Annotated in this window: 7 protein-coding genes; 6 read left to right on the top strand and 1 reads right to left on the bottom strand. The window is 66.2% G+C overall.

The features are described 5' to 3' along the window. The coding region (locus QMZ05_RS39895; protein WP_353705740.1) for an aliphatic sulfonate ABC transporter substrate-binding protein at window positions 1–661 on the bottom strand (661 nt) is incomplete at its 3' end. Window positions 662–1135: 474 nt separating this feature from the next. Here QMZ05_RS39895 and QMZ05_RS39890 point away from each other — a divergent pair. From QMZ05_RS39890 to QMZ05_RS39865, 6 genes are all read left to right on the top strand, one after another. Further along, window positions 1136–2230 (top strand): ABC transporter substrate-binding protein, encoded by a 1095-nt coding sequence (locus QMZ05_RS39890; RefSeq protein ID WP_353705739.1) that lies wholly within the window; start codon window positions 1136–1138, stop codon window positions 2228–2230. Next, window positions 2208–3221: an ABC transporter permease subunit gene (locus QMZ05_RS39885; RefSeq protein WP_353705738.1), complete on the top strand. Its 1014-nt coding sequence runs from the start codon at window positions 2208–2210 to the stop codon at window positions 3219–3221. Before QMZ05_RS39890 ends, QMZ05_RS39885 begins: the two co-directional genes overlap by 23 nt. After that, window positions 3215–4012, top strand: coding sequence for an ABC transporter ATP-binding protein (locus tag QMZ05_RS39880; protein ID WP_353705737.1), 798 nt, complete (start codon window positions 3215–3217; stop codon window positions 4010–4012). Before QMZ05_RS39885 ends, QMZ05_RS39880 begins: the two co-directional genes overlap by 7 nt. Further along, entirely contained in the window at window positions 4006–5178 is a 1173-nt protein-coding gene (locus tag QMZ05_RS39875) for an acyl-CoA dehydrogenase family protein (protein WP_353705736.1), read from the top strand. Before QMZ05_RS39880 ends, QMZ05_RS39875 begins: the two co-directional genes overlap by 7 nt. A 32-nt stretch (window positions 5179–5210) precedes the next feature. Continuing rightward, window positions 5211–6305 (top strand): LLM class flavin-dependent oxidoreductase, encoded by a 1095-nt coding sequence (locus tag QMZ05_RS39870; protein ID WP_353705735.1) that lies wholly within the window; start codon window positions 5211–5213, stop codon window positions 6303–6305. After that, the coding region (locus tag QMZ05_RS39865) for an ABC transporter substrate-binding protein (protein ID WP_353705734.1) at window positions 6302–6921 on the top strand (620 nt) is incomplete at its 3' end. The genes QMZ05_RS39870 and QMZ05_RS39865, both read left to right, overlap by 4 nt.

Raw genomic sequence — 6921 nt, 5'->3', positions numbered from 1 at the left:
AGGTGATGGTCGGCGTCAGGCCCTCGCCATCGGCAACGACGCGCGCCTTGTCCTTCAGCGTCGCGTAGGAGATATAGGGCTCCCACACCGCCCAGGCGTCGATCGAGCCGGCGAGCAGCGCGATCTTGGCGTCGACCGGGCCGAGCGGCGCGAAGGTCGCATCCTCGATCTTGTTGCCGGCCTTCTCCAACGTCGCGTCGATCAGGAACTGGCCCCAGCCGCCGCGGGTGCCGGCAAGGCGCTTGCCCTTCAGGTCGGCCGCGGTCCTGATCGGCGAATCCGCGCGCACCAGGATCGCCTGCGTCTTCGGATCGGCGCGCGTGCCGCCGATCGCCTTGATCGGAGCGCCGGCGGCATAGATCGACAGGAAGGCGAGATCGCCGGTGTAGCCGACATCGAGCGCGCCGGCGTTGAGCGCTTCCAGAATCGGCGCTGCGGCCGGGAATTCCGACCATTCGATCTTGTAGGGCAGGTCCTTGGCGAAGCCGGAAATCTCGAGCAGCGAGCGGTTGCCGCCCTTCTGGTCGCCGACCCGCAGCACGATGGCGTCAGCCGCGAACGCCGCCGCCGATGTCGAGAGCGTGATCGCAGCCGCAATCAGCGCAGCCGCGGTGCGGCGGGTTAAGGTAGTGGGAGAGCCCGAGCGGGCGAGTTTGCGCATTGGGATTTTTCTTTCTGATTCATTCGCTGCTCGGCGGGAGGCGCGGCAGCGTTCGATCAAGTCTATGAGACGGCGGTTCGCCGTCAACGAAACGGAAAACTGAAATCAGTCTGTGCGCAGCAAGGATGATCTCGCCGCGCCGTCGCGCGTAGAACACATCGCGCGAGCGATCGTGTTTCGCTCAAATTTGGTGCAATCGATGCCGTGACGTTGCGCGTCTGCGTCGCAACAACTGCAAAAATCCTTTCATCGTCGCGCGCTGCGATCGTGGAGAGTTCAGCTGTCGCGCCGACAACATTCGAAATTCCATTTCATTGACGGTGAACCTGCCGCGCCGCATCATTTGCGCGTTGCTTGAACGCAATAGCGCCGGAGAAATCCGCTTTTTTCTAAACCATGAGCTTCGAACGACGGGGCGCGCGGACGGAGACGTCTGCGCGCCGGGCGGAGCCTTGCCGAAATGCAGGAGTAATGATGTCTGTCGACCACAAGAAGACGGTGATGGATCGCCGCACATTGCTGCGCGCGGGCGCCGCCGCGGCGCTTGCCGCACCGCTCGGCGCCTATGGCGCGCAGGCCTTCGCGCCGCGCCCGATCACGCCCGCGATCGACTTCTCCGAATTCCCGGTCTGCAAGACCGCCTCCGACGCGCCGCCGCTGACGGGCAGCCCGCGCAAGCTGAAACTGTCCTGGAACGCCGGCGCGGTCTGCCTCGCGCCGCTGCCGGTCGCGATCGACCACGGCTTCTTCCAGAAGCAGAACCTTGACGTCGAGCTCGTCAACTATTCCGGCTCGACCGACCAGTTGCTGGAGGCGATCGCCACCGGCAAGAGCGACGCCGGGCTCGGCATGGCGCTGCGCTGGTTGAAGCCGCTCGAGCAGGGCTTCGACGTCAAGATCGCGGCCGGCACGCATGGCGGCTGCATGCGCGTCTTGACCCGCACCAGCTCCGGCGTCGACAAACTCGCCGATCTCAGGGGCAAGATCGTCGCGGTCGGCGATCTCGCCGGTCCCGACAAGAACTTCTTCTCGATCCAGCTCTCCAAGCTCGGCATCGATCCGGTGAAAGACGTCGACTGGCGCGCCTATCCCGGCAATCTCTTGAACGTCGCGGTCGAGAAGGGCGAGGTGCAGGCCTTCCTGTCATCCGATCCGCTGGCCTATCTCTGGCTGAAGGATGCGCAGTACAAGGAGGTCGCCTCCAACCTCGACGGCGAGTACCGCGACAAGAGCTGCTGCATCGTCGGCCTTCGCGGCAGCCTGGTGCGCGAAGAACCGCACGTCGCGCGCGCCATCACCCAGGCGCTGCTCGATGCCGCGATGTTCACCTCGCAGAATCCGGACAAAGCGGCGAAATCGTTCCAGCCCTATGCGCCGAAGGCGGCGAGTCTTGCCGATCTCGAGGCGATGGCGCGCTACCACACCCATCACCATCATCCCACCGGCGAAGTGCTCAAGCGCGAGCTTAAGGGTTACGCCGACGATCTGAAATCGGTGCAGGTTTTCAAGCAGAGCACGGATACTGCCAAATTCGCGGAGCGGATCTATGTCGACGTATTCAGTGTCTGATGCGACAGCGGCCGGGCCGCGCGCCGCGGTCACGTTCGCGGACCTTTCCGGCAGCTATGGTGTCGGGCTTGCAGCGAGCCTCGTCTGGCTCGCGTTCGGGCTGTCATGCCTGTATTGGCCCGACGTCGGCGACTGGTCGCGGACCGGATCGCTCGGCATCGGCGCCATCGTCATCGCGGCCTTCATTCTGTTCGGTACGTTCAGCGCGGATTATCTCGGCGGCGCCGGCCAGGCGTTGCGCAAGCGCGCGCCATGGCTGGTGGCGTTCGGCGCCTTCGCGACGCTGTGGGAAGTCGCGACCGCGAAATTCGCCTGGCTACCGCTGCCGTTCTTCCCGCCGCCGCAGTCGATCCTCGAAGTCTACACCGACGATCTGCCAAAACTGCTCGACAGTGTGTTCGCCTCGATCAAGCTGCAGCTCGGCGGCTACATCATCGGCGCAACCGTCGGCTTCATCACCGGCGTCTCGATCGGCTGGTCGCAGAAGATCGGCTACTGGGTGCACCCGGTGCTGCGCTTCATCGGCCCGCTGCCCGCCACCGCCTGGCTGCCGATCGCGTTCTTCACCTTTCCGTCGAGCTGGAGCGCGTCGACCTTCCTGATCGCGCTCGCCACCGGCTTCCCGGTGACGGTGCTGACCTGGTCAGGCGTCGCAAGCGTCAGCAGCGCCTACTATGACGTCGCGCGCACGCTCGGCGCCAAGCCGTCGTTTCTGGTGCTGAAGGTTGCGATCCCCGCGGCGCTGCCGCATGTGTTCGTCGGCCTGTTCATGGGGCTCGGTTCATCGTTTGCCGTGCTCGTCGTCGCCGAGATGATCGGCGTCAAGGCCGGGCTCGGCTGGTACCTGCAATGGGCGCAGGGCTGGGCCGCCTATGCCAACATGTATGCCGCGCTGATCGTGATGTCGCTGCTGTGCTCCGGCGCGATCACGCTGCTGTTCCGCACCCGCGACCGCCTGCTGGTCTGGCAGAAGGGCGTCGTCAAATGGTAGTGCAATCCGCCGCTGAGGCGATCACCTATCCCGCCGTGGGCGCCGAGCTCGACATCGAAGGCGTCAGCCATGCCTTCGACATCGATGGCGCCACGTTGCCGGTGCTCGACAATGTCAATCTCTCGATCGCGCCGGGCGAATTCGTCGCGCTGCTCGGGCCGTCCGGCTGCGGCAAGTCGACTTTGCTGCGGCTGGTCGCGGGACTTGAGAAGCCGCGCGCCGGCGCGCTGCGCGAGGATGAAGCCCGCATCACCGGCCCGCATCCGTCGCGTGTCGTCGTGTTCCAGGATCCGACGCTATTTCCGTGGCGCACGGTCTGGGACAACGTGGCGCTTGGCCTCGAAGCGCAGGGTATCCTGAAGGCGCAGCGGCATCGGGTCGATGCCGTGATCGAGCTGGTCGGTCTGTCGTCGTTCCGCAATGCCTATCCGCACCAGCTCTCCGGCGGCATGGCGCAGCGGGTGGCGCTGGCGCGGGCGCTGGTCAACGATCCGAAGATCCTCGTGCTCGACGAGCCGCTCGGCAAGCTCGACTCGCTGACGCGGATCGCGATGCAGTCCGAGCTGGTGGCGCTGTGGCAGCGCAAGGGCTTTACCACGCTGCTCGTCACCCACGACGTCGAGGAGGCGCTGGTGCTCGCCAATCGCGTCATCGTGCTGTCCGACCGGCCGGCGCGGATCAAGGCCGACATCGCGGTCGCCCGTCCATACCCGCGGCATCGCGGCGATCCCTATCTGGCGGAGCTGCGCAAGCAGATCCTCGGCCTGCTTGGGCTGGAGGCGACGTGGTGACATCTGCGGCCAAGGAGCTGCCGCCGGCGAACGAGCCGGAGCACATCGCGCGCGCCCTGCGGCTCGCCGAGGTGTTTACGGCGCGTGCACCTGCACATGATCGCGACGCCAGCTTTCCCTTTGAGAATTTCGCCGATCTGTCGCGTGAAGGTCTGCTGGCGCTGACCGTGCCCGCTGCGCTCGGCGGCGGCGGGGCGGGTGCCCGCGAGGCGACGCGCGTGCTCGGCATCATCGGCAAGGCCGATCCGTCGACCGCGCTGGTGCTGTCGATGCATTATATCCAGCATCTGGTGATGGCGCGCAGCACGCGCTGGCCTGCGCGTCTGTCGCGCAAGCTCGCCAGGGAAACGGTCGAAGGCGTGGCCCTGATCAACGCGCTGCGCGTCGAGCCGGAGCTCGGCTCGCCCGCGCGCGGCGGCCTGCCGGCGACGACGGCGCGCCGCACCGAAACCGGCTGGCGGCTGACCGGCCGCAAGATCTATTCGACCGGGGCGCCGATCCTGAAATGGTACGCGGTCTGGGCGAAGACCGACGAGCAGGATGCCCGTGTCGGGCAGTTTCTGGTTCCGGCCGGATTGCCGGGCACGCGGATCGAGCAGACCTGGGATCATCTCGGCCTGCGCGCCAGCGGCAGCCACACCGTGATCTTCGACGACGTCGTGTTTCCGCTGGATTACGAGATCGACGTGCGCACGCCGGACGACTGGAAGGTTCCTGACGTCCCCCAGGCGACCGTGCACGCGATCTTCGTCGCCGCGATCTATGACGGCATCGCCCGCGCCGCCCGCGACTGGCTGGTCAAATTCCTGAAGGAGCGGGTGCCCGCCAATCTCGGCGCGCCGCTCGCGACATTGCCGCGGATGCAGGAGGTGGTCGGCGGGATCGAGGCGCGCCTTGCCGTCAATGACCGCCTGATCGACAGCTTCGCTGCCGATTTCGATAACGGCTTCCCGCTGTCCGCGATCGAGTCTAACATCATCAAGCTGACGGTGACCAATAACGCCGCAGCAGTGGTGGAGGATGCCTTGTCGCTGACCAGCAATCACGGCCTGTCGCGAACCAATCCGCTGGAGCGGCATTACCGCGACGTGCTGTGCGGCCGCGTCCATACCCCGCAAGACGATGCCACCCGTGTCTCCGCCGGACGCTTCGCGCTGGGCGCCTGAAACAACAGCCAACAACAACGGAGTTATCAGTCATGCCGGTCGAGTTCATCGGCTTCATCACCAACAACAACGCCTCCGAGACCATCGTCCGCACAGGGCGGGTGCTCGATCCGCCCTATATCGAGACGGTGGCGAAGGCCCATGAGCTCGCCGGCTTCGACCGCGCGCTGCTGGCGTTCCATTCGACGACTCCAGACGCGTTGCAGGTCGCGCAGCACGTCCTCACCATCACCAAGCAGCTGAAGGTGATGATCGCGCAGCGCCCGGGTTTCACCGCGCCGACGCTCTTGGCACGCCAGCTGGCGACGCTGGATCAGTTCTATGGTGGCCGGGTCTCGCTGCATGTCATCACCGGCGGCAACGCCATCGAGCTGCGCCAGGACGGCAATACGCTCGACGACAAGGACGAGCGCTACGCCCGCACCAGCGAATTCCTCGACGTGGTGCGGCTGGAATGGACCAGCGAGAAGCCGTTCAACTACAGCGGCAAGTACTATAACGTCGAGAACGGCTTCTCGCAGGTGAAGCCGTTGCAGAAGGGCGGCATTTACACCTTTGTCGGCGGCGGCTCGGATGCCGCGGTCGAGGTCGCCGGCAAGCACGCCGATACGTTCGCGCTGTGGGGAGAATCCTATGCGCAGGTGCGCGACGTCACCGCGCGGGTGCGCGCGGCCGCGGCCAAGCACGGCCGGCCGACGCCGCGCTTCAGCCTGTCGGTGCGGCCGATCCTGGCCGACACCGAGGAGAAGGCGTGGGCGAAGGCCGAGCATATCCTCGAGCGCGCCACCGCGTTGCAGGACCAGACCGGTTACCGCCGGCCCAATCACGCGACCGATGGCGCCAAGCGGCTGCTCGCGCTGGCGGATCAAGGCACCCGGATCGACAAGCGGCTGTGGACCGAAATCGCAAAACTCACCGGCGCCAACAGCAACACGACGGCGCTGGTCGGCACCCCCGAGCAGGTCGCCGAGGTGTTTGCCGATTACTACGATCTCGGCGTCAGCCACTTCCTGATCCGCGGCTTCGATCCGCTGGTCGACGCGATCGACTATGGCCGCGAGCTGATCCCGCTGACCCGCAAGCTGATCGCCGCGCGCGATCAGCAGCGGGGGATCGCCGCCGAATGATCCGTCTCATTGTCGCGGCGGCGCTTGCGCTCGCTGCCATTGACGCCGCCTTCGCGCAGACCACACTGCGCGTCGGCGATCAGAAGGGCAATTCGCAGGCCGTGATGGAAGCGGCCGGCGTGCTCAAGGACGTTCCCTACAAGATCGAGTGGAAGGAGTTCGCCGCGGCCGCGCCGCTGCTGGAAGCGCTCGGGGCAGGCGCGATCGACACCGGCCTGGTCGGCGATGCGCCGTTCACCTTCGCGGCCGCGGCGAAAATTCCGGTCAAGGCGATCGCCGCCGTGCGGCAGTCGCGCGACGGGCTCGCGGTCGTGGTGCCGGAGAACTCCGCGATCAGGAGCTTTGACGATTTGCGCGGCAAGAAGATCGCAACCGGCCGCGGCTCGATCGGCCATCAGCTGATCCTGGCGGCGCTGGAATCCAGGGGTTGGCAGGCGAGCGACGTGCAGATCGTGTTCCTGGCGCCGTCGGATGCCAAGGTCGCCTACACGCAAGGCTCGGTCGACGCCTGGTCGACCTGGGAGCCTTATGTGAGCCAGGAAGAGGTGCTGTTCAAGTCGCGCCGCGTCATCACGGCCGACGGCATCACGCCGGGGCTGGGCTTCCAGGTCGCGAC

This window comes from Bradyrhizobium sp. INPA03-11B, from assembly GCF_040446015.1.
Classification (GTDB): domain Bacteria; phylum Pseudomonadota; class Alphaproteobacteria; order Rhizobiales; family Xanthobacteraceae; genus Bradyrhizobium; species Bradyrhizobium macuxiense_A.
This window is presented reverse-complemented; position numbering and strand designations above follow the sequence as displayed.